The sequence below is a fragment of the Haloimpatiens massiliensis genome, assembly GCF_900184255.1.
Classification (GTDB): Bacteria; Bacillota; Clostridia; order Clostridiales; family Clostridiaceae; genus Haloimpatiens; species Haloimpatiens massiliensis.
Map to the genome: position 1 here is coordinate 2,239,480 of NZ_LT854640.1, position 20,754 is coordinate 2,260,233.

The 20,754-nt window shown below is 30.5% G+C and carries 17 protein-coding genes; 3 read left to right on the forward strand and 14 right to left on the reverse strand.

The features are described from left to right. Positions 1–82: 82 nt before the first annotated feature. A complete protein-coding gene (locus C1715_RS18570) occupies positions 83–394 on the reverse strand; it encodes a PTS sugar transporter subunit IIA (protein WP_035287744.1) in 312 nt (103 codons plus the stop codon). Between the two features lie 48 nt (positions 395–442). Beyond that, entirely contained in the window at positions 443–1,051 is a 609-nt protein-coding gene (locus C1715_RS18575) for a copper homeostasis protein CutC (protein ID WP_102401817.1), read from the reverse strand. Between the two features lie 373 nt (positions 1,052–1,424). Here C1715_RS18575 and C1715_RS18580 point away from each other — a divergent pair, with 373 nt between their 5' ends. After that, entirely contained in the window at positions 1,425–2,732 is a 1,308-nt protein-coding gene (locus C1715_RS18580; protein WP_035287686.1) for an IS110 family RNA-guided transposase, read from the forward strand. 512 nt (positions 2,733–3,244) lie between these two features. Here the strand turns inward: C1715_RS18580 and C1715_RS18585 are convergent. Then, on the reverse strand, positions 3,245–4,204 hold the full coding sequence (locus C1715_RS18585) for a glycosylasparaginase (protein ID WP_102401818.1): 960 nt from the start codon (positions 4,202–4,204) through the stop codon (positions 3,245–3,247). 279 nt (positions 4,205–4,483) lie between these two features. On the opposite strand from C1715_RS18585, the gene C1715_RS18590 reads away from it, so the two are divergent. Then, positions 4,484–6,082: a sigma 54-interacting transcriptional regulator gene (locus C1715_RS18590; protein WP_102401819.1), complete on the forward strand. Its 1,599-nt coding sequence runs from the start codon at positions 4,484–4,486 to the stop codon at positions 6,080–6,082. A gap of 219 nt (positions 6,083–6,301) precedes the next feature. On the opposite strand, the gene pepV is transcribed toward C1715_RS18590, so the two are convergent. The 9 genes from pepV to C1715_RS18635 form a co-directional block, all read right to left on the reverse strand. After that, positions 6,302–7,687, reverse strand: a complete 1,386-nt coding sequence (pepV, locus tag C1715_RS18595) for a dipeptidase PepV (RefSeq protein WP_102401820.1) — start codon at positions 7,685–7,687, stop codon at positions 6,302–6,304. A 30-nt stretch (positions 7,688–7,717) separates the two neighbouring features. Next, positions 7,718–8,821, reverse strand: a complete 1,104-nt coding sequence (locus C1715_RS18600) for a M42 family metallopeptidase (RefSeq protein WP_035288663.1) — start codon at positions 8,819–8,821, stop codon at positions 7,718–7,720. Between the two features lie 54 nt (positions 8,822–8,875). After that, positions 8,876–9,952 (reverse strand): M42 family metallopeptidase, encoded by a 1,077-nt coding sequence (locus C1715_RS18605; RefSeq protein WP_102401821.1) that lies wholly within the window; start codon positions 9,950–9,952, stop codon positions 8,876–8,878. Between the two features lie 123 nt (positions 9,953–10,075). Then, positions 10,076–11,200, reverse strand: coding sequence for a Sapep family Mn(2+)-dependent dipeptidase (locus C1715_RS18610; RefSeq protein WP_102401822.1), 1,125 nt, complete (start codon positions 11,198–11,200; stop codon positions 10,076–10,078). Between the two features lie 126 nt (positions 11,201–11,326). Further along, positions 11,327–11,848 (reverse strand): GrdB-related putative oxidoreductase, encoded by a 522-nt coding sequence (locus C1715_RS18615; RefSeq protein ID WP_035287685.1) that lies wholly within the window; start codon positions 11,846–11,848, stop codon positions 11,327–11,329. Between the two features lie 11 nt (positions 11,849–11,859). Beyond that, positions 11,860–13,209: a PTS sugar transporter subunit IIC gene (locus tag C1715_RS18620; RefSeq protein ID WP_102401823.1), complete on the reverse strand. Its 1,350-nt coding sequence runs from the start codon at positions 13,207–13,209 to the stop codon at positions 11,860–11,862. 11 nt (positions 13,210–13,220) lie between these two features. Then, a complete protein-coding gene (locus tag C1715_RS18625; RefSeq protein WP_102401824.1) occupies positions 13,221–13,544 on the reverse strand; it encodes a PTS sugar transporter subunit IIB in 324 nt (107 codons plus the stop codon). 105 nt (positions 13,545–13,649) lie between these two features. Further along, a complete protein-coding gene (locus C1715_RS18630; protein ID WP_102401825.1) occupies positions 13,650–14,240 on the reverse strand; it encodes an RDD family protein in 591 nt (196 codons plus the stop codon). 510 nt (positions 14,241–14,750) lie between these two features. Further along, on the reverse strand, positions 14,751–15,173 hold the full coding sequence (locus tag C1715_RS18635) for a DUF5684 domain-containing protein (protein WP_051931336.1): 423 nt from the start codon (positions 15,171–15,173) through the stop codon (positions 14,751–14,753). Between the two features lie 390 nt (positions 15,174–15,563). On the opposite strand from C1715_RS18635, the gene C1715_RS18640 reads away from it, so the two are divergent. Further along, entirely contained in the window at positions 15,564–16,238 is a 675-nt protein-coding gene (locus tag C1715_RS18640) for an ECF transporter S component (RefSeq protein WP_102401826.1), read from the forward strand. Between the two features lie 374 nt (positions 16,239–16,612). Here C1715_RS18640 and C1715_RS18645 read toward each other — a convergent pair whose 3' ends face one another. Both C1715_RS18645 and C1715_RS18650 read right to left on the reverse strand, forming a co-directional pair. Next, positions 16,613–17,689 (reverse strand): 2,3-butanediol dehydrogenase, encoded by a 1,077-nt coding sequence (locus C1715_RS18645; protein ID WP_102401827.1) that lies wholly within the window; start codon positions 17,687–17,689, stop codon positions 16,613–16,615. A 257-nt stretch (positions 17,690–17,946) separates the two neighbouring features. Continuing rightward, positions 17,947–19,998 carry a sigma-54-dependent Fis family transcriptional regulator gene (locus C1715_RS18650; RefSeq protein ID WP_102401828.1) on the reverse strand — a complete coding sequence of 684 codons (2,052 nt, stop codon included), beginning with the start codon at positions 19,996–19,998 and terminating at the stop codon, positions 17,947–17,949. Positions 19,999–20,754: the final 756 nt, after the last annotated feature.

Consider the following 20,754-nt stretch of genomic DNA (forward strand, 5'->3'; position numbering starts at 1 on the left):
TGTTCCCAGTTCTTATGCAAGTCATGGAGGAGAAATTTCATAATTCCACTACATTGTAGCTTTTTGTGGTTGAATCATATCATTATTTTGAGTATTTTTTATGTGTTAAAATCATTTCCTCGGTGATTGCTTTTAATGTTTCTGTTGTCATCAATTGATCTTCTGCATGCATTAAAAGCAATGATACTTTTACTGGTTCGCCCGAAGCTTCTTGCTGAATTAATGAACTATGTGATTCATGAGCCTTTAATAAACTTGCCTCTGCATCTTCAACACATTTTTCTGCTAGCTCAAAATTCTCTTCTCTTGATGCTTTTAGAGCCTGAAATAAAGATGACTTTGCATCTCCTACATTACTAATTAATTGGAATGATATTAATTCTAAATCCTCCATACCTATCTCCTCTTTTCTTTTTTAACTGTCCATTATTAAATTTAACTTTTAAACTACCTTACTGCCATGAATTTCAGTTGCACCTGTATAATCTAAAATATATTGTCTATTTTCTTTGGTAACACCTTTTCCAGGCATAATTGTAATTCTTCCATTAGCATATTGGACTAAAGCTTTCAATTCATCTTTTCCCTCTAAGGCATTAACTTTTCCGCCTTTAGTTAATATTCTATCTACTTTCAAACTTACCAGCTGATCTATAGCAGAGAACTTGTCCTCTATTTCATCAAAAGCCATATGGAAAGTGATACTCATTGGCTTTGCTATTTCTACTAGCTCTTCCACTGTTTTTACATCTATATTACTATGGACTAACGCACCAATAACTACTCCATGAGCGCCTAATTCTTTAGCTATTTTTATGTCCTCTTTCATTATTTCTACTTCTTCCTTTGAATATTCAAAGGAACCACCTCTTGGTCTAATTATAACCATTACGGGTATTTTCACATTAGCTATAGTTGTCTTTATAGTACCGTAGCTTGGAGTGGTGCCATCTTCTAATAAATTATCACATAATTCTATTCTATTGGCTCCTAACTTTTCTATAGAAATAGCATCTCTAAAATTTTCTACACATGCCTCATAAATATTCAAAGCTTTTCCTCCTTGTATAATAATGATGTAGTCATTAAGACTACTCATCTCAATTTAATTGTTTCTATAATAGATAACAGAAGAAGGATTTCTTCCTTCATCAGATGTTATCTTAGTTAATTATCATGCTTGACGGTTCCTATATAGACTCCAGACTTTTCATAAAGTATAATCTTCAAGGATAGGACAAATAATGTTTTCCTCCTTGGGAAGTCAGTATCTGCTGACTCATACCCGTGATTTAGTCAATTAGTCCATTCAATGAGGTTTTATGATTCGGCTGGTTGGGAGCCTCAGGCTATACCTGTATAACTCGCAAGGTTGTGTACTCATTAGATGGAAATGGATTCCTATCGGAAAGGAGCTTTTGCTCATGTCAAACATTTTATTTAAAAATTTATTTATCTCGGTCGGTATTGATGTTGGTGCAGATTTCAGTTGGATGTCTATCGCACTTCCTAACCAGACCTTTGTTGGAAAGCCTTTTAAAATACTACATTCAAACATTGATTCCCTTGAACTCGCTGTTTCTAAAATAAAAGAAGCAGAAGAGTTGTATTCTTTGGAAAGTCGCATTTTCCTAGAATCCACGGGAATTTATCATTACCCACTCTTCTGCTATCTTCGTGATACTGGATTTAATGTTAACCTAATTAATCCTATCATCACTAAGAATAGCACAAACATTAACATTAGAAAAGTGCATAATGACAGATTTGATTCAAAAAAAGCTGCCTTAATAGGCTTAAAGCCAGATTTAAAAGTATCTCTTATGCCATCAGATCTTGCTCTTGATTTAAGAAATCTTTCAAGAGAGTATTATGATTTGATGGACAACCGTTCTGCTTATGTGAACAAACTTCAAAGTGAACTTCGGATGGTATTTCCAGAATACCTTAAAATTTTTTCAAAAATAACTACTAATACATCATTAACCTTATTAGAAACATACACATCTCCAGATGCATTTTTAAATGCTTCCAAAGAAGAGATTATTGATTCTATAAGATCTACAGCTCGTTTTGGGCTTACATATGCTAATAATAAGTATAATGCCATTATAAAGGCTGCCAATGATGCAAAGACCTTCGGTTATTCTGTAAGTAGTAATTTTAAGCGTATTAGATTATACATAAGCTTTATTCGAAAGTATGATGAAGAGATTTCTTCTATACTCTCTGAAATGCATAAGCTTGTTGATGAAAATGAAAATACTGATTTTGTAAAGCAAATTCACTTGATTGAAACATTTAAAGGTGCAGGTTTTCTTTCTGCTGTAAGCCTCATGGGAGAAATCGGAGATTTCTCTGCGTTCAACTCACCAAAACAGCTTTTTGCTTATTTTGGTTTAGATCCAGCAGTAAAGCAATCTGGCAACTTTAATGGCACAAAAATCAGTATGTCAAAGCGAGGCTCTCGAATTGCCAGAAGAGTAATTCACACTATGGCATTAATCAGCATAAGCAAAAACAAAGATGGCTCCGCCAAAAATCAAGTACTTCGAGAATACTATCTTTTAAAGTGCCAAAGTAAGCCTAAAATGATTGCTCTTGGGGCAGTTATGCATAAAGTTTGTAACATATTATTTGCCATTCTTCGTGATGGGAAAGAATTTGAAATAATTACACCAGAAGAACACCAAAAGAATTATCTCAAAGCGAAATGCGGCTTCGCTGCGTAGTATAATTCCATAAATATAATTTCCGTTTTTTGTTAGTCTAACAAAAGTTTATTAAGGTTACCCTTTTTTAAGATAATAAAAATATTAATTATTTTTTTAATTCTTATTGACATTTCTTAGCTGGACTTGTTTTATATGCTTATGAAACTCTCCCGCCACTTGCTTATGCTAGAGTGCAGCTTTGCTGATTAATAATTATAAGTTTATTTCATATACCTATGCATACTTATAATATCATAACTGCATTTTAATCTACAGAACTAATTATTCTATAATAATACTTTATCTATAATAATACTTTATCTATAATAATACTTTATCTATAATACTGCTTTATCTATAACACTGCTTTATCTATAACACTGCTTTACCTATAACACTGCTTTACCTATAACACTGCTTAGTCTATAGTGCTAGTTAATTCAAGGAACTAAAAAATGTGCATTTGAAAAGTACTGTAATGATGCAAAATACTTGTAAAACCAATTTGGATTTTAAGCTATTATAGCAAACTAATCAAAAGTTATAGGAGATGTTATTCTTTTAGTGTATGCATCTAACCATTCCTGACTTGCTACTTCATAGGTTGTTTTGCCATCTACATTCTTACATACATAAACTGTAGGTTCTTTACTGTCTGTAGCCACTGAAAAAGAAAATCCATCAATATTAGTTGCTACTCCAAATTCACCCTTATTATTTAAACATACTACAGATAAATCTCCTGCTTTCTTTCTCTTTTTAATTAATTTTTCATTCAAATCTTCAACAGCTTTATCTGCAGCTTCCTGTGGAGTACATCCTTCTTTCATAAGTCTAACTATTTCATAGGAAATGCAGCCCTTCATTAAGTCTTCTCCAAGTCCAGTAGCTGTTGCTCCTCCTACTTCACTATCTACGTAGAAACCTGAACCACAAACTGGTGAATCTCCAACTCTTCCTTTTCTTTTCATAAATAACCCACTAGTTGATGTACCAGAAGCCATAGAGCCATTAGCATCTAATGCTATCATACCAACGGTATCATGACCATCATAAGGACTTAACCCTTTTTCTACAGTTTCTTTAACTCTTTTCTTGTAATGCATTTTAGCTCTATCTGTTAACATATTAACTCTTTCAAAGCCATTTTTATGAGCATATTCATCTGCTCCAGTTCCTACTAAAAAGCAATTGAATCTTTCGTCACTTAATTTTTTAGCTACACTTATAGGATTTTTAAAATCTCTTATACCAGCTACTGCTCCTATAGATAAAGTATCCCCATCCATATAAGCTGCATCTAACTCAACTTCACCGTTTTCATTTGGCAATCCACCATATCCAACTGATTTATAAAAAGGATAATCCTCAACCATACTAATTGCCTCTTCTATAGCATCTCCTGCTGGGGCTTTATCTTCTAATGATTTGCATGCCTTAGTTATTCCTTCAACTGCCATTCTCCACGTTGCTATTATTGCCCACTTCATAAATTTTTTCCTCCATTCTTAATTGTTAGTTATTGATACTTATTATCTATGCAATAACTATGCCAACTATAAAATACACAATGATTTTTCAATTTACTTATGCTTTTAAACACTTTTCCTAACTAATAATTGATTTTTGTATCAAGTGTATTGTAGAATAATACATATACACGTTTACATGGGTTATTTTTCTGCATAGTGTGTTTTATTTACGCAATTATTGACACAATAATTTAAAATTAATTACACACTTCATTATTTATAAGGGGATAGGATATTATGAAAAGAATAGATTTAGTATACAATTCTATAAAAACATTAGATAAAGGTAGTGGAGTAACCACTATTGAAGTTAGTGAATTATTAAATTTAGAGAGGTCTAATGTAAGTAAAGACTTAAATTTACTAGTTAATGAAGGCTTATTATATAAAAATAGTTCGAGACCTGTAAAATACTTTTTAAATAATGCTACTAATGTAGATTTTACAGCAAAATCATCTATGGATAACTTAGCTTATCTCTATCCATCATTGATACCATCTATAAAACTAGCTAAAACAGCTATTTTGTATCCAGATAACGGAATGAATTGCCTGATTATCGGAGATACTGGCGTTGGTAAATCCATGCTAGCAAAATTAATGCATGAATATGCTAAATCACTAGATATTAAGAAAAACATGCCTTTTCTACATTTTAACTGCTCAGATTATTCAAATAACCCCCAGCTATTAAGTTCTCATCTTTTTGGAGTAAAAAAAGGCACTTTTACTGGCGCAACTGAAAACAGAGCTGGACTAATAGAGCAAGCAGATGGAGGTATTTTATTCTTAGATGAAATACACAATCTTCCTAGTGAAGGTCAAGAAATGCTTTTTGTCTTTATGGATACAGGCTACTTTAAGAGATTTGGAGAGGTAACAAAAAAAATTCATTCTTCCGCACGTATAATCTGTGCAACAAATAAGGATATAAACTCTTCTCTTTTAGATACATTTATAAGGAGAATTCCAATAAAAATTTACATACCGGGATTGGAGGAAAGGCTTTTAGAAGAAAGACTTACCCTTGTAGAATATTTTATAAAGAATGAAAGTATAAAACTAAATAAGCCTATTTGGGTATCCTATAACACAATGCTTTGTTTACTATCCTATCATTGCCCTTATAATGTAGGTCAATTGAAAAATGATATTAAACTAGCCATTGCTAATGCATATTCCGACTATTTTATTCATAATAAGAAGCAAATTAAAATAAATAGTCCTGATTTACCTGATGAATTAAAAAACATGCTCAATACTCAATTATCCCAAGAAAGACTTTTATTAGATTCTTTAGATATGGTAGATGGCTATTTTATATATGATAAAAATTCCGTAATAACTAGTCATTCATTTTTAAAGCAGAAGCATCTTATTCTTAATAGTTTTAAAAAGCTAATAAAGGATACTGCTAGCAATATGATTAATAAAGAAATAAGCAGTGAAGCTATCATTGACTTTTTTATAGATTATCTAAATATAATTAAAGATGTTGCTTCAAGTTATCAATACAGCCTTAATAATTCTGCATACGAGGAGTTCTTATCAAGTTTATCCAATTTAGATAATGAACTTACAAACTACTTTACTGATGATATAGTAAAAAATTTCTTTCGTATTCACCTTGATATGGTATATGACAGAATTAATCTAATGGACTTTGATTCTCTACCTACTTTAAATAAAATTAAATCTGTTTTTCCAAACTACTATACTATATCGTTAAGCTTAAAATCTGTTATAGAAAGAGTTTACAATATTAATTTATCTAATACAGAAATACTTTTCTTAACTATTTTTACTATATATTTATATGAAAGACCTAGTCTATAAAAGTATATAATCCAACCCAGCAATCAGTAATAGTTCATTCATTAATCTTTTACTGAGTGCTGGGTTATATATTGATTGAAAAATAAATCAGAAATTTTCTAAATGAAATGAAAAAAGTCCACATTATTGATATTGGATATTTGCTATTTATAATTTCAATTATTATCTAATATAAATTCTAAAAATCATGCGCAAAGTTGAGATATTAATATTACTAAATTATTTAGCTAATTCATAAATTGCTTTAGCATAAATTTTAATACATTTTTCAAGTAAGGATATTTCTATAAATTCATTAGCTTTATGAGCTAAATCCTCACTACCTTTAAATAAGGCTCCAAAAGCTACTGTATTAGGCATTAATTTAGCATAAGTTCCTCCACCTGTAGATAAAAGTTCCGCTTCCTCCCCTACTATATCTTCATATGATTTTTTTAAAGCTTTTATCATTTTATGCTCCTTTGGGAAATGCAATGGTGGATTATGATTTCCCATATGAAAAGTTAAATTAGTATCTTTTATTTTCTCATTAATATTGTTTACTATACTATCACTAGAAACTGTAACTGGATACCTAATGTTAAATCTCATGCGTATTTCTGAACTATTACCATTAATAATTCCCAAGTTTAAAGTTAAATTTCCAGACTCCTCATCCCAAAAATTTATTCCTAATTTACTTCCACTATAATCCTTTCCAATTAACTGTGAAAAATCCTTTAAAAACATTGTAAAGCTATCTTGAAAATCTAATATTTCATTTAAGTATAATATCATATTAGCTATAGCATTTTCTCCTGCTTCTGGTGTACTTCCATGAGAAGCTTTTCCTCTGCTTATTATAATAATGTGATTTTCATGAGATTCTAAATCTATTCTATACTTTTCCTTTAAACCTTCATCTTTAAATACCTGAAGTAATTTAGAATTGCCATCATGTATTATTTTACACTCACAATAATCAGGAACTATATTAGATTTTTTGCCACCTTTTATATAGTCTATTTTATAGCCACAAAGATTATTTTCTAACTTTTGAACTAATTCAAAGGTAAAAATACCCTTTTCAGAGGTTACTATTGGAAAGTATGCATCTGGAGTGAAACAATATTTAGGTGCTTTTTCTTTCTTTAAATAATAGTCTATATCCTCTGTACCAGATTCTTCATTAGTTCCAAAAATAATTCTAACTTTTTTGGATAATTTAACATTAGAATCCTTTAATAGTTTTGCTGCATAAAGAGCTGCCATTATTGGCCCTTTATCATCTATGGCTCCTCTAGCGTATAATTTTTCATCTTTTATTATAGGTTCAAAGGAATTTGTATTCCAACCATTGCCTTCCGGCACCACATCTATATGTCCTAATACTCCTACGTATTCATCACCCTGTCCAAACTCCGCATAGCCTACATAGTTATCTAAATTAACTGTATTAAATCCATAGGATTTAGCTATGTCCAATACACAGTTTAATCCTTTTGCTACTCCCTTACCAAAAGGATTAAATTCATCAGGCACATCTTTAATTGTTTTTTCCTTTAATACAATTTTTAAATCCTCTAAAAAACTATTATTTATTTTAATATCTTTAATAAATTCCATAATACTCACTCTCCTAAATTTTTCGTAAAGCTATCTATTATTATCTTTTATTTCTTCTATCAATTTCCAATTTAATATTTTACAAAACTCTGCAATAACCTTTACTGTTTGTACATAATCTTTTCGATGAATTATTAATCTAGGTGAATGCATATATCTTGTTGGTATAGATAATGTCATTGTTACAATACCCTGAAATGTTTTGTGTATATTTCCTGCATCCGTGCCGCCTGCAGTCATACAATCATAGTTTATATCTAATCCTAATTTCTCAGAAATTTCTTCTAACTTTTTAATTAATCCTCTATTCGCTAGTGTTGAAGAATCTAGTATACTAAGTATTACTCCTCCACCTAGTTTTACTTCCCCTTTATCCATTGGAGTATCCTTAGCTGTTGTCACATCTAATGCAAAAGCAATATCTGGTTTTACAACCTGTGTGGAAGTTCTAGCTCCTCTTAATCCCACTTCTTCTTGAACTGTGCCAACTGCATAAATATTTGCACAATGCTCAACGTTTTGAAGCTCCTTCAATACATCTATCGCCACTGCCACACCTATTCTGTCATCCCACGCCTTACCTGCTAAATAATTTGGATTATTCATAATCTTAAATTTAGAATTAGGCGTTATCATATCTCCAATTTGTATTCCCAATTCTTCTGCCTGTTCTTTTGTATCTATCCCTAAATCCATAAACAAATCAACAGGCTTAATTACTTTTGCCTTCTCTGAAACTGACATTCCATGTGGTGCACGACTTCCAATGATACCAGTAATTTTTTTACCTTTTGATGTGGTTAAAATCATTTCCTGTGAAGGCAATACATGTCCCCACCATCCCCCTACAGGTAATATTTTTATATAACCTTTGTCATCAATATCTCTTACCATAAATCCTACTTCATCCATATGTCCAGCAATCATAACCCTTGGTCCATTATTCTTACCTTTTTTTAGTCCAATAATCGATCCTAGGTTGTCATATAAAATTTCATCAGCATAATTATCTAAATACTTTTTAACAACTCTACTAACTTCTTTCTCACAACCTGATATTCCATCAGCTTCACTTAACTCCTTTAGCATTTGTAAATCTACATTGCCATATGGTTCTATCCTATTTTCACTCATGAGCTTTCCTCCAACACATTTATTCATATATTTTATACACTAAATATATGAATTTTATCTATTTTCTGACTTGAATTTTTCAATAGTTTCTTCATCTAATGATTTAATTACTTCTATGATCGCTTCTTTTGCAGCTATGTAATCATCCACATGAATAATTGAACTATTTGTATTTATATTTCTAGCACATATATTAGTAGTTAAAGTTGGGCAACCTATAAGTAATTTATGAATCCATCCAGCATCTCCATCTCCCATGGAGTAAAAATATTGATGCTTTATATCTTCCGATTTACAAATATTAACTAAATGATTTAAAAGCGTTCTATTAGGCATCATAGATTTATCATAATAATTAATTAATACACCTTCTCCTAACTTACCCATTGATTCTTTATTACCATTCACATCATTTGCTCCTAAACAATCCATTACAATGCCTAAATCAGGCTTAATTAGATTAGTAGAAGTTTGAGCGCCTCTTAATCCAACTTCTTCTTGCACTGTACATCCAATATATAAATCCACATCTAAATCCACATCTTTTAACGCTTCTAATATTTCAATACCCATAACACAACCATAACGATTGTTCCAAGCTTTAGAAATAATTCTTTTATCTCCTGCCAACACTTCAAATTGCCCATCAGCTACAATTGAGTCTCCTAACTTTATTCCTAATTTATCAATTTCCTCTTTGCTAGTTGCCCCAATATCTACTAATAGTTTACTCACTTCTATTGCCTTAGACTTGTCTCTTTCAGAGCCATTATCTATTATACTTCCCTTAAATTCCTCGCCCTCTCTGTTTATTAATCTAACTCTTTGAGCTAATAAAGCTTGATTTTCAATATTGCCTAAAGGTAATATTTTAATTAATCCCATATCTGTAATTCCATTAACTATAAATCCCGCTTCATCCATATGCCCACAGATCATAACTCTCTTAGCATTTTCTTTTCCACAAGATTTTACTGCAAAAACTGAACCTAAATTATCGAAAATTATTTTATCTGTGTATTTTCTATAATGCTTTTGCAATGCCTTTGAAATGTATTTTTCATTACCTGAAATTCCGATTGTTTGAGTAATTTCTCTCATTAATTTTAGTGTGCTATCACTTAATTTCATATTTCTTTACCCCTTTTCTTTCATGTATGTCTTATTAATATGTGTGCGTCTTATTAATATGAACTAATAACCTTTTTGTGGTTTAATCATAACCTTAATAAAAATAATTTTGTTTATAATATTTTATTTTGCTAATTTATAAATTGCCTGAGTGTATATTTTTGCATTTAAAATAATATCGCTAATGTCCATATATTCATTAGGATTATGTGCAATACCCTTTTGTCCTGGAAAAGATGGTCCAAAGGGTACAATGTTAGGCATAAGTTTCGCATAAGTTCCACCTGTAGTTGTAACTGGAGTACCGTCTAAACAGGTAACTTCCTCATATGCTTCCTGCAAAGACTTAACTAAAAAACAATCTTTTTCAAACCTAACTGGATTATAATTTTGTAATAATTCTATTTGAAAATTAGTTGAAATTTTAGATTCTATTTGTTCAATTATTTCTTCTATAGTGCATACAGCTGGATAACTTAAGTCAAATTGAAAATTTAAACAACCTTCCTTCATATCTAAATAGTACTTTCGCATCTCCATAGCTCCAAACTCTTTATCATTATAATTAATTCCTAATCTATCGCCATCTGATTTACTAGATAAAAAGTAATCGTTAACCATATTAAAAAATTCTTGCGTTAATTCTTCATAATTTTCTTTATACACCTTTGTTCCTATCTTAATTTTAGCCCTGCCCCTCTCACCATAAACCACTGGATACTTGCAATCAGGCGTAAACCCCATAATTGGAGGTTTTTCCTTTGTCAAATAATAATTTAAATCTTTAAATCCACTTTCTTCATCAGTACCAAATATAATGCGTACTGGTTTGTTCAATTTTAAATTACATTCCTTTATGACATATAATGCATATAGAGCACTAATAATTGGTCCTTTGTTGTCTAGTACCCCTCTACTATAAATTTTGCCATCTTCAACGTGTCCACTAAATGGTGGGTTATTCCATCCCTCTTCTATAGGAACCACATCTAAATGTCCTAAAACTCCTATATAATCTTCTCCTTCACCTAATTGTGCATATCCTATATATCCATCAATATTTTTTGTTTTAAAACCTAATTCTTTAGAAATTTCTAGTGCCTTCATTAGTGCATTATTAACATTTTCTCCAAAGGGTGCCTGTGGCTTTGCTTCACCCTTTATACTTGGTATTTTTACCACTTCTATAATATGTTCTATTAGACTATCTTTTAATTCATCTATTTTATTATTTAAAATTTTTTCCATACTATGCTTGTGCTTTAAATCTAATATTTTATATTCACATAATTTGTATATTTTATAAAAGCACTACCTCCATATTTCATATTCTTATGTGAAAAGGTAGCCTAACTAAATTAGACTACCTATTTTTTAATAACATATTTTCTTTATATAATCACTTATATCTCCGCCGTCAACTTTCTTCTTAGCTAAAGCACAAATATTTCTAAGTGATTCACTTAACCCTGTTCCACCCTTTTTAGGCATAACTACAATATTTACTAAATCCTTATATTCTGAGATAGTTTCTTCATTTTCCTTTGACATTGCAGCTATAGCTGGAATATCAGTTTTTTCATTTATTTCATGAGCTAAAACTGCACACATTTTTGCATATCCAGCATAATTAAAAGCTGGTCCACATATAACTACATCTGGATTGATTTTTTTTACCATGGCAGTCATTTTTAATTTTACCTCATCTTCATTTTTTTTAAAAAATCCATCTCCACAATATAAACAAGCTACAACCTTTCCATCTACTTGTTTTAATGCCGGTTCTAACATACTTGCTGAACCTATAGCCATAGCTTTACCACCTAAAGGCAAATTAGGGTTTTCCTTACCACCTTGCCCTGCTTGGGTTTGGTCAAATATCATTAAAACCTTCATTGCTTTACCTCCTAAAGGTCATCAAAGGATAAATCATCAAATGAAATATCTTCTTCGTCTGATGCGTTATTCTTTGCTTCTTCTTCATCTTTTAAGTATTGTTTATCTAACATTTTTATAAATGGATAGTAAATTAAACATCCAAGTACTAGCAATCCTATTTGCCATACTCCTGCAAATAAGCTTCCTGTGGATAGGTATCCTGAAAATCCTATTGGAGTAGTCCATGGCAATGATACCCCTGTAGTATAAGGAATAATTCCCGCCTTAGTTGCAAATGTAGAAAGCATCAAATTGATTATTGGAACTCCAACAAAAGGAACAATTAATATTGGATTTAACACGATAGGTAATCCGAAAATAATTGGTTCATTTATTCCAAATATTCCTGGAACAATTGACAACTTACCTAATTGTGTAATTCTCTTTGATTTACAGAATAATAACATTACTATAACTAGTGAAAGAGTACTTCCTCCCCCTCCAAAACCTGTAAAGAAGTTTGAAAATGGGTCTGTAAATATGTTTGGCAATGCCTTTCCTGCTTCAAATGCTTCCAAGTTTTCAATTGTTAATATTTTTAAAATTGGTGAAAATACTGAATTTGCAACTGCTGGACCATTGATTCCAAAGAACCAGAAAACTGTACATACTAAGCTATAAATAACTTGTGCTATTAATGTATTTCCTGCTCCTTGCAGTGGTGTTTGTAATACTGTATATATAAAATTATGTGCTGATTCAAATGGTGTAAGCTCAAATCCTACACGTACAAGGAAAAATATCCCAATAACTATTGCACTAGGAATTAAAGCTGCAAATGAATCACATACTGCTGGTGGAACTCCATCTGGCATTTTAATTGTCCAGCCTTTTTTATAAGCCCAAGTAAACACATATACTGATAATATAGATACAATAAGTGCCAAAAATATACCGTTAGAACCTACGTATTCAAAACCTAGTGCACTCATAGTTTCTGGTCCTTTAACACCTTCAAATGGAATTCTTGTTGGCATAAGAATAATGAAAGCAACCATTGCTACCACAGCACCTTGAATTTTATCCCCTTTTAGTTCTCTAGCATAAGCATATCCTGTACCCACACAAGTTAATAAACCAATTATATTAAATGTTGCTCTAGATACATTTGTAAACCATGATTCCCAACCTTCTCCAAGAAATCTTGTCCAGAACTCTGACCAACCTGGTACTGGGAAATTAGCTATTAATAAGAAAATAGATCCTACTATAAGTAATGGCGTCGTTATTAAAAATCCATCACGAACTGCAACTAAAACTTTATTTCTTCCAAGCTTATCTGCAATTGGAACTAATACTTTTTCTAACGCTGCAAACATTTTAAGCCCCCCTATTTTTTATTTTTTTTAATGAGTACAATTGCCTTTTTTAAGACCTTTTCTCCATCCATCATTCCATAATCTGCTGAATCGATTACTGATATTGGAGTGTTGATATCTTTAAATCTTTCCACAGTTTCTTCATATAAATATTTAACCTGTGGTCCTAACAATATACAATCTGGGTTAAAAGTATCAATGATTTCCTGCAACTTACCATGTGGAAATGCCTTAACCTCAATTGGAAGTTTATGAGCATCTGCTACATTTTGCATTTTTTGTGCTAATAAACTCGTAGACATACCTTGACTACAGAATAGATATATTTTTTTCATAGTTTCCACCTACCTTCTTAAATGTTATTTTATTTATATATAATAAAAAAATAAATAATCTAATTAACTTTCACCATTTAAATTCTTATTATTTGTATTTTATGCCTAAACTTTAACTACTTTAGTTTTACCGATATAATCATGAATCATCCTTTTTTCAGCTGTTGCATACATTAATATAACTGATACTATGGTAATTATAGCACCTATGTACTCAAGTACTACGTAGTATCTATTAGAATTTAATCCTAATCGAATCATTTGACGTAAATATTCACTGCTAGAAACAATTCTACCTTCCACAATCATTATTCCAATAATTTCACGTCTAAACATCGTTTTCAAATTAATATCCTCATTATTCATTCTAATTACCTTTATCCCTAATAGTTTCTTACCCAGTGTTTGTCCCTTATACAAAAATGTTGGTATTAGAAGATAATATGTAGAGGATGCTAGTATTGCTAAAATTCCAGCCAGCATGCCACTTTTAAATGACATTGCTGATAAAGAACTAGCAATAGTAGCTTGTCCCGTATCCATGCTATAAATAAGCATTACAGGTATTCCTGCTAATACAGACGCTAAATACCAGTCAATCATCATAGCAACTGCTCTTTTCCATAGACTTACATCTTTATACTCCTTCTTCTTTTTATTCTTTTCACTTAACAATTTCTTTTTGATTTTAATCATTATACTCTCCTATTTTTTAAATAGCATTAATTTAAATATGTATACCTTATCATTAACTATATTGGTTACATTATTGTGCTTTACACATATAATTTAAATAGCAATTGTTGTGCCAATTGCTATTCAACACTGAAATATCAGATTTTTCAATGGTTCTACATGTAATATTTCATTTTAAAGCTTTAGTGTATTATATTTAAATACACTTCTCTATTACTTTTTATTTTTATTTCGTTAGTGTGTTATCTTTTGCATAACTTATTTATAGTGTATCATATGTTTTTTATAATTTATACATTAAAAAAATTATATTAAACTCACTTAAAAACTAAAAGATTCATGTAAAGTTGTATAACCTTGCATGAATCTTTAATTTACACTATATGGACTCTTTTCCTTTTCTACTTACTTAGCATGAATTAATTCTTAATCCTCCAAATAAATAGAGCTAAAACCAATAAAAATCTAAAGGTTAGAGTAAAGATTAATTCTTACTCTCCTTTATAGGTTTTAAAATTTTCTTTTTGAGAATTTATTTACTCCTATATATCTAACCTTGTAACAGAAAGCCATATAAAGTAAATATATCCATGCCACAAGTATAAATATTATACTCAATACCATCCATATTGTAGGCGTCTTAAATCTCTGATAAAATTCCACATACCATACTATATATAAAATGGCCAAAATTAATGGACCTATAAATGGTATTATTATAATAAAGGCAAATAATATATTCCACGCACTCTTATCAATTATGTGGAAAAAAATTATAAATTGGAAAAAAGGAATAAAAGCTATCCACCTATTATTAAGGTCTGCCTTTTCAGCTAACCTATAATATGAAATAGCTTGAATCACATAGCTTATAACTAAAGCCCAAATAAAATAAATGTTATTTAAATAGGAATAGTAATTGCAACCAAACATAACGTCCCTCCCTTAAATTGCTCTATACTTATATGCTATTCAAAAGAGCATTACAAATGCTAGTCCCAAAGTATTACAAACGACTTTTTTATATGTTTTATAAATATATGAGAGATATTACAGTAAATGCTTCATATATCTATAATTACGTTTTTTATATATAAACTGCCTTCAATAATTGCTACAAATAGTAAAAGTAACATCATATAAGCACACAATATTTTTTAAAATTTATTATTTCCTATTGATTTATAAAAATCCGGTGCTATACTAATATCGTATGTAAAAGATGGTATTTATTGCAAAGCCATACTATTTACGTGCTTTTCTTAAACAAACACTTAAATTCCAAATTATATCCTATTGGAATAAGAATGGAGGAATGTAAAAATGTCAGAAAAGACAGTGGAAAAAAGAAAATTTTCCACAAAACAAATCACTGTTACAGGTATGCTTTCTGCTATATCTGTAGTACTTGGTATTACTGGTTTAGGTTATATACCTATACCACCATTTCACACAACTATAATGCACATTCCTGTGATTATAGGCTCACTTCTAGAAGGCCCTGTAGTTGGCGGAATACTTGGTTTAATATTTGGATTAACCAGTATATTTCAAGCTATAAAAACCCCAGGACCAGTTTCCTTTATATTTATTAACCCATTAGTTTCAGTACTTCCTAGAATATTAATAGGAATTACTCCTTACTATATGTACAAGTTGTTAAAAAATATTAAGTTTAATAAACTAAAAGAAAAAGTTTACTCCAATGACGGTACTACTAAATGGGGAAAATTCACTAGATATCTGGTAGATTATATTCAATTAATATTGTCCATAACCGTTGGTTCATTCACCAATACCATAGGTGTATTAGGCATGATATACGTTTTATATCTAAATGAATATATAACGGCCTTAGGAGTTAGTAAATCTGCTGCTAATAAGACTTTTCTACTCTTAGTTTTAAATGGATTTGTTTCAGCTTCTATGGCTATTTTAGTTTCATTACCTATTATAAGAACCGTGAAAGCTGTATATTATAAAAATAAAAAGCTATAATACTATACTTAATACTGCTATAGCTAGAAATAAGAAATAATTGGGGACAGTTAACAACTTTTTATTGTAATATCTTACTAAAAGTTATTAACCGTCCCTTTCTTTTCCTTCTTTTTATACTTCTTTTTACTCTCGATTAATTTACATTTGTTTTATTGTATTTATTTTTATTTACTGTAAATTTGCATCAACTGCTCTTGTTAATGCTTTAATCATACATTATAGAATCATATATAATCTTTTCTTATTATTTCTTATTAACAGAGATTTATTTGATTTATCTACTTAATTTAACTATTTATTTACTTATTTATTTAATTGTTTACTCACTTATGCAATTAATTACTCTTGTATTTACTTATTTAATTACTTCGTTAATCTAAAAGTGCTTTATCTGGTGTTACTAATATTTTAACGTGTTTTTTCTTTTCTGGTCCTGTTAAAGTTCCAAAACCATCTTCTACTATATTATCAAGATGGATCTTCTTTGTAATATATCCCTCTGCTTTTATTCTTCCATCACTCATTTGAGCAATTGTAGCTGGGAATTCATGTCTATATGCTAAAGTACCTATTATTTTCTTTTCACTAAACACTAGCACATTTGGATTAAAGCTTACTTCATTTTCCCATATACTAGTTATGACCATAGTTCCTTCAAATTTTAAACTATCAAGACCTGTATCAAAACCTATCTTAGCTCCTGTTGTTTCAAATGCAGCATCTACTCCAAGTCCACCTGTAAGCTTCTTAACTTCCTCTGGTATATTAACTTCATTAGGATCTAAAACCACATCTGCACCAGCTCTTTTTGCATATTCTTGTCTTATGGACTTTCTCTGTAAAACTATAACAAGTTTTGCACCTGCTGCCTTTAGACACTCAATAGTGGCAAGTCCTATTGGACCGGAACCTAAAACTAAAGCAGTATCCCCTGTTGTAAAATTAGCTATTCTTACAGAGTGTAATGCCACTGCCATTGGTTCTACTAGAGCTGCTTGCTCATAAGTCATTGCATCTGGAATCTTGTGAATGAATTCCTCTGGAAATACAGTATACTCAGCAAGCCCGCCACCACTTCCACAAAGTCCATGGAAACCTAAAGATGAACAAAGATTATATTTTCCTTCTCTACAAGCAGCACATTTTCCACAAGCCACTATAGGTTCAACTATTACTCTATCCCCAGCTTTAAATTTTGTTACTTCTTCTCCTACTTCCACTACTTCTCCTGAAAATTCATGACCTAAAACTACTGGAGCAACATTTCCACTTAGTGGATGAGGTTGTCCTACTGGAATAAATATAGGTCCTCCTAAATATTCATGTAAATCAGAACCACAAATTCCACACCATTTAACTTTAATCTTTACTAAACCTTTTTCTACCTTTGGCTCTTCTATTTCTTCTACCCTTACATCCTTTTTTCCATACCATAATGCTGCCTTCATAATTGCAACCCCTCCTATTTATGTATTTAAAATACTAATTTAATACAAAAACATGTTAATTAATTCACAAATATTATTAAAGCAATTACTATGCCAAAGTATCCAAACCTATGAATAGCTTATTTCATAAAAAAATATGTATCATAATGACTCACTTTTTTACGTTTCATTCTGATACATAAGATATATAAGTGTCATTTTGACACAGTTTTTTATGCTAAGTTTTTACTATATTTCACAATCAACATTTGTGTCTCTTACAATTCCTTTATGCCATATTTTTTAATTTTTCTATATAAAGTAGATCTTCCAATATTCAAAAGCTTTGAAGCCTTAGCTCTATTGCCATAACACTTTTTAAGAGCATTTTCTATGGCTTCTTTTTCTAATATATGCATAGGTTCTATATTATTATGAAATTCCATATTAGTATGAGTTTTTATAGAATTATGTTGTACATTCTCAACAGAATTTTCTTCAGCATAACTCTTTTCTTGTAAACAATTAGAAGAAATAATATCTGTATCACTCAAATAATAATCTCTTTCCACCACATTTCTTAATTCTCGCACATTTCCATTCCAGCTGTGATTTTTAAGAGCATCTATATAATCTTTCTTAAGCTTTTTTTCACCACTTCCACTTTTTCTATCTAATATTTTAACAAAATAATTAGCTAAAAGTTCTATGTCATCTTTCCTATTATTTAAAGGTATGGTCTTTATATTCATAACACTCAATCTATAGTAAAGATCTTCTCTAAAATTTCTCTTTTCTATTTCTTTTTTTAAAATTCTGTTAGTGGCTCCTATAACTCTTACATTAAGTTGCTTTTCATAGGTACCACCTATTCTACTTATCTTATTATTATCTAAAACTCTTAAAAGTTTAGATTGTATGTCTAGAGGTAGTTCTCCTATTTCATCTAAAAAAATAGTTCCCCCATCCGATAACTCAAATTTTCCTGGATGTCCTTCCTTTGACGCTCCAGTAAATGCACCTTTTTCATATCCAAAAAGCTCACTTTCTACTAATTCTCTAGGTATAGATGCACAATTTATAGCTACAAAAGGTCCATTTGACCTGTTACTATAATTGTGTACAGATTGAGCTATCAACTCTTTACCTGTTCCACTTTCTCCTTCTATTAGCATATTGCAGTCACTTTTAGCTGCTTTCTTAGCAAATCTTATCATTTCTTTCATTTTTTCATTTTCTGTTATTATATCATTAAAAGTATATGTAGCTTTATATCCTACTACCTTATTTACTAATTTATGCACATACTTACTTTCACTAAAAGTTATAACAATCCCTACAAGTTTTCCATTAACCTTCATAGGAACTGCATTTATAATACATTTAACTAAATTATCGTAGCAAGCCTGTTTAGATGTTCCGTACTCCTGCGAATTACTGTCTTTACCACATTTAGACCATAATTTGCTTCCATTATTTTTTATATAAAAATCGCACTCTACATTATTAAAAGATCTATCATTTTTATTTATTATTTCATGAAAGCTAATGCCCTTTAAATTTTCCTCTATATTCATGTTCAGTATATCTTCAAGTCTTACATTTAAAATTTCTAAGGCCCTATTGTTGACTCTTTTTATTTTTAAATTTTCATCAAGCACAATCATTCCCTCAGAAATAAAATCAAATGTAATCTTCATTAACTTATTTGAAATAGTTAAAGCCAGCTGTTTTTGTATAGACTTAGCAGCAGAAGTCACAATTCCCAATGTATGAGAATGTGCATTATAATAGTTTCCAGACATATTAATACATCCTATTATATTCCCATCTTCGTCATGAATAGGGGAGCCAGAACAAGTCCATGAATGCTGATTTAGGCAATAATGCTCTGCTCCAATTGTTTGTATTGGTTTATCCATGTAAAGAGCGGTACCTATAGCATTAGTACCAACTATTTCTTCACTCCAAAGAGCTCCCTTCACAAAATTCAACTCATCCATTCTTTTAAGCATGGGCTCATCTCCCACTACATCTATTACATATCCATCTTTATCCGTTAAGATTATAGCAAATTCAGAGCCAGCTACTATATCATATACACTTTCCATTATAGGTCTTGCCACAGAAATAAGCTCTGCATTTTCCATAATTTTAACTTTCACAGGTACATTATATTTATCATTACCCTTTCCATTCATGGGGTTAACCCCATATTTTTTACACCTTTTCCATGAATCACTTATTTCTGTTCTAACCTTTGGATTTACATTTCCTTTTTCTATGAAGTCCTTCCAGCAACTTTTTATAAACTCTATATAATTCTCCATAATCCAACTCCTACCTAATTCTATAAATTAATTTTTATACACTACATTGAAAAACTAACATAAATTACGGTAAAATTATCAAATATATTTACTTATTATCCACTTCTTATCCATATCGAATGTTTAGGTACATGAAAATAAATAACAGGTCAAAGACGCTAGTATATTTTGTGTCAGACAAGGAAGCAAGTTCCGTCGCTAGTAGGACTATCTGTGGATTCTGCTGACGCAGTATGACGCAAAATAGACTAGCATACTGACTTGTTATTTATTTGAATGTGCGTTAACTACATAATTTATACATCTTTATATATAATCACATAATCACATAAAATTTTAAAATAAGATTTAAACAAATAAATAGGAACTTCTTTGAATTATATTATAACAAAATGTATATTTTGTATCCATATATACAAATTTAGGTGTGGGGTATATGGATATACCTGGGATACCCGGGGGATACCTGGGGACAGTTAACAACTTTTAGCTCTAAATACACTAAAACTTTTGCAGGCTCCTGGGGACAGTTAATAACTTTTGCGGAAACCTATAAAATGATTATCCCACAAAAATCATTACATTACCTGAATTATGAAATTTTTCTGCAATGACTTGCATAAGAAGCAAAGGAACTGTTTAAATTTAATTTTAGAAATTCTTCTTTTAGGCAGATAAAATTATCGTAAGCCTGGCAAGGACGCCAGCCTAGCGAATCTGAGGCAGGGCGCTGAATGTGAGCGTTAGATAATTTTA

What these genes read in the sequence shown, in the direction of transcription:
- C1715_RS18635 (WP_051931336.1), bottom strand. Translation starts at nt 15,173, where the DNA reads ATGTTTGGTTGCAATTACTATTCCTATTTAAATAACATTTATTTTATT.
- C1715_RS18600 (WP_035288663.1), bottom strand. Translation starts at nt 8,821, where the DNA reads ATGAGTGAAAATAGGATAGAACCATATGGCAATGTAGATTTACAAATG.
- C1715_RS18640 (WP_102401826.1), top strand. Translation starts at nt 15,564, where the DNA reads ATGTCAGAAAAGACAGTGGAAAAAAGAAAATTTTCCACAAAACAAATC.
- C1715_RS18570 (WP_035287744.1), bottom strand. Translation starts at nt 394, where the DNA reads ATGGAGGATTTAGAATTAATATCATTCCAATTAATTAGTAATGTAGGA.
- C1715_RS18610 (WP_102401822.1), bottom strand. Translation starts at nt 11,200, where the DNA reads ATGGAAAAAATTTTAAATAATAAAATAGATGAATTAAAAGATAGTCTA.
- C1715_RS18580 (WP_035287686.1), top strand. Translation starts at nt 1,425, where the DNA reads ATGTCAAACATTTTATTTAAAAATTTATTTATCTCGGTCGGTATTGAT.
- C1715_RS18615 (WP_035287685.1), bottom strand. Translation starts at nt 11,848, where the DNA reads ATGAAGGTTTTAATGATATTTGACCAAACCCAAGCAGGGCAAGGTGGT.
- pepV (WP_102401820.1), bottom strand. Translation starts at nt 7,687, where the DNA reads ATGGAATTTATTAAAGATATTAAAATAAATAATAGTTTTTTAGAGGAT.
- C1715_RS18590 (WP_102401819.1), top strand. Translation starts at nt 4,484, where the DNA reads ATGAAAAGAATAGATTTAGTATACAATTCTATAAAAACATTAGATAAA.
- C1715_RS18605 (WP_102401821.1), bottom strand. Translation starts at nt 9,952, where the DNA reads ATGAAATTAAGTGATAGCACACTAAAATTAATGAGAGAAATTACTCAA.
- C1715_RS18585 (WP_102401818.1), bottom strand. Translation starts at nt 4,204, where the DNA reads ATGAAGTGGGCAATAATAGCAACGTGGAGAATGGCAGTTGAAGGAATA.
- C1715_RS18645 (WP_102401827.1), bottom strand. Translation starts at nt 17,689, where the DNA reads ATGAAGGCAGCATTATGGTATGGAAAAAAGGATGTAAGGGTAGAAGAA.
- C1715_RS18625 (WP_102401824.1), bottom strand. Translation starts at nt 13,544, where the DNA reads ATGAAAAAAATATATCTATTCTGTAGTCAAGGTATGTCTACGAGTTTA.
- C1715_RS18630 (WP_102401825.1), bottom strand. Translation starts at nt 14,240, where the DNA reads ATGATTAAAATCAAAAAGAAATTGTTAAGTGAAAAGAATAAAAAGAAG.
- C1715_RS18620 (WP_102401823.1), bottom strand. Translation starts at nt 13,209, where the DNA reads ATGTTTGCAGCGTTAGAAAAAGTATTAGTTCCAATTGCAGATAAGCTT.
- C1715_RS18650 (WP_102401828.1), bottom strand. Translation starts at nt 19,998, where the DNA reads ATGGAGAATTATATAGAGTTTATAAAAAGTTGCTGGAAGGACTTCATA.